The 2,171-nt window shown below is 49.9% G+C and carries 2 protein-coding genes; one reads left to right on the top strand and one right to left on the bottom strand.

Annotation, left to right across the window (positions count from 1 at the left end):
• Positions 1-180: 180 nt before the first annotated feature.
• On the bottom strand, positions 181-1,251 hold the full coding sequence (locus KDK14_RS20715; protein ID WP_257267138.1) for a LysR family transcriptional regulator: 1,071 nt from the start codon (positions 1,249-1,251) through the stop codon (positions 181-183).
• 295 nt (positions 1,252-1,546) lie between these two features.
• On the opposite strand from KDK14_RS20715, the gene KDK14_RS20720 reads away from it, so the two are divergent.
• Complete coding sequence (locus KDK14_RS20720) at positions 1,547-2,011, top strand: hypothetical protein (RefSeq protein ID WP_257267139.1); 465 nt, start codon at positions 1,547-1,549, stop codon at positions 2,009-2,011.
• Positions 2,012-2,171 lie beyond the last annotated feature (160 nt).

Here is a 2,171-nt window from a genome sequence, read left to right on the forward strand (position 1 = left end):
TAGAGCGGCAAAGGACAAGCGAGATCGGGAGCACGTTTATGAAATATCCGGGCTAGAAGCACTCTCGAAGTACAATAGCCCATCTGCAAGTATTTGAACGAGCTGCAGTTGATGTGTTTACCCAACTCTCCACACCAGCAAGCAGGTCAAATACAATACCAGTAGCTGGACTCACTGAGTTCAGTGAGCCACTACTCCCGCTTCACCATTAATCAAGGCATCCAGTCTGTCCATCTCCTTCAACTTGAGACGAAAGCGATTAATGATGAACTCCCGGAACCACCGATGCGCCCGGTTGTGTTCCCAATACTCCGGCCACACGACGTAATAGCTGACTCTGGGCGGTTTGCCGGGCAGGGTTTTCATGGTCATGTTCTGGACATAAGTATTATAACGAGCCGCTTTCTCCGTCGTGACCAGAATATGACAGGTGTCCTTTAAAAGCTGCAAACCGATGGGCAGATTGGGTGTTTTAGCCACTACACGGATATTCTCACTGAGGCCTTCCAGGTAGTCCCTGATAAAGTGAGGACTGCCCATCCATGAAGAGTGGCGAATCACCGAGTACTGCTCAAGATCCTCAATGGTTATCTCCTGATCGACCAGGGGATGATCCTCGGGCACCAGGGCACAGAGATTATCCTCCATTAATGGTTCATCACTGAATCCGGCAGGTGGCTTGCCCACATACCCAAGCACCAGATCTACCTGACCGGCCTCCAGTTTTTTATCCAGCTGTGGGCTGAACTGCAACAGTTCAAAGTTAAAATGGGGTGCCTGTTTCCAGAACTGATGAAGGATCTGTGGCAGTATCTGTTCAAGGACAATGTATGTCCCGGCAATGGTAAAGTTTTTCTCGGTAATCCAGGGATCAAACTGCTGGTTCTCAAAGATGGTGCTGGCCTCAGTCACCACACGGTTCACATCCTCTTTCAACGCCAGCGCTTTTTCAGAAAGGAAGATACGGTTGCCCTGCCTGACCAGAATCGGATCATTCAGGGCTTCACGCAGTTGCGCCAGCGTCCGGCTCATGGCGGACTGGGTCACATGCATCTGCTTTGCCGCCAGGGAGACACTTTGAGTATCGAGTAGCGCCTTGAGGCCCGGCAAAAGGTTCAGGTTAAGTCGGTACAAATTCATATTTTTGTAACAAGTACCCCAAAAATTGCAGGCACCATCATCAGCGGCAGAGCCTGATAAATCCGCCAGAGAGAAACAAAACTGCTGGCTTGTAAAGATTACGGGAGGCAATAGACGACCCTGCGCGGCAAGCCAGGAGGCTGTCCGACAACGAGACTATAGTCATATCACTTCAACTTCATCAGTATTATTCCCTATACATTCATCGCTAATCAGGTACACTGGAAACAGGAATCAGAGTGAGAGGACATTCTCAATTAGACAGGTGGGCCATCAGGCCATGCCCAATTGCATGTTTGAAGTACTGGTCACTAATTGAGGGCGCACCCTGCCTCTGGTGAATCTGGCCTTGGCGCCTGGCACAATGATTGTCGGGCATCAGCTGAAACAGCTGTCAGGAGGGTCTATGAGCCAAAACAAGTACAAGAGTATCCAAGATCTGGTAGATAACTACATTGCCTCTGGCCTTTCCGCCAGAGAGTATGTAGAAGCCCGTGTAGACGCCGGGGATCTCAGTGCTGCCGAAGCCCTGAAACTGCTCTCTATTCTTCGGGAAGCACAGTCAATTACCTTTAAACTGGCCGAAGTCAGTGATGACGATTTTTCCGGCCTGCACATGGTTCTCATGCGCAAGGAAGAGGAAGAGTTTGCTGATGATACCTCGCCCCTGTTCAGTATTGAAATCGATGAAAGCCTGAACAGTAACCGGGATGATGTCATCAACCTGCTGCAAAAATTTGCCAAGGAGCTGGCGGTGCTGGCGACACGTGGGGAGCTTGAAGAAGCAGAAGCCATAGATACGATTGATGACAACCCCGAAGACTGGCTGGACCACCCTAACATCCTTCCCGCCAGCGAAACCCGTCACTGATGAAGAAGCTGGTCTCGCGCCGCCCTCTCAACGCTATCAAAAAATAAGCCCGGCAAGTTCCGGGCTTATTTTTTGATAAATAACAGTGAATAAATAATTCTATCCCGGCCAAAACCAAAGCCAATAAATTTCCCCGCAGAAAACCACCCTTAACCATCGG

This window comes from Endozoicomonas sp. ONNA2, from assembly GCF_024606365.1.
Classification (GTDB): Bacteria; Pseudomonadota; Gammaproteobacteria; order Pseudomonadales; family Endozoicomonadaceae; genus Endozoicomonas.

Coding starts and splice junctions, on each gene's coding strand:
- KDK14_RS20720 (WP_257267139.1), top strand. CDS start 1,547: ATGAGCCAAAACAAGTACAAGAGTATCCAAGATCTGGTAGATAACTAC.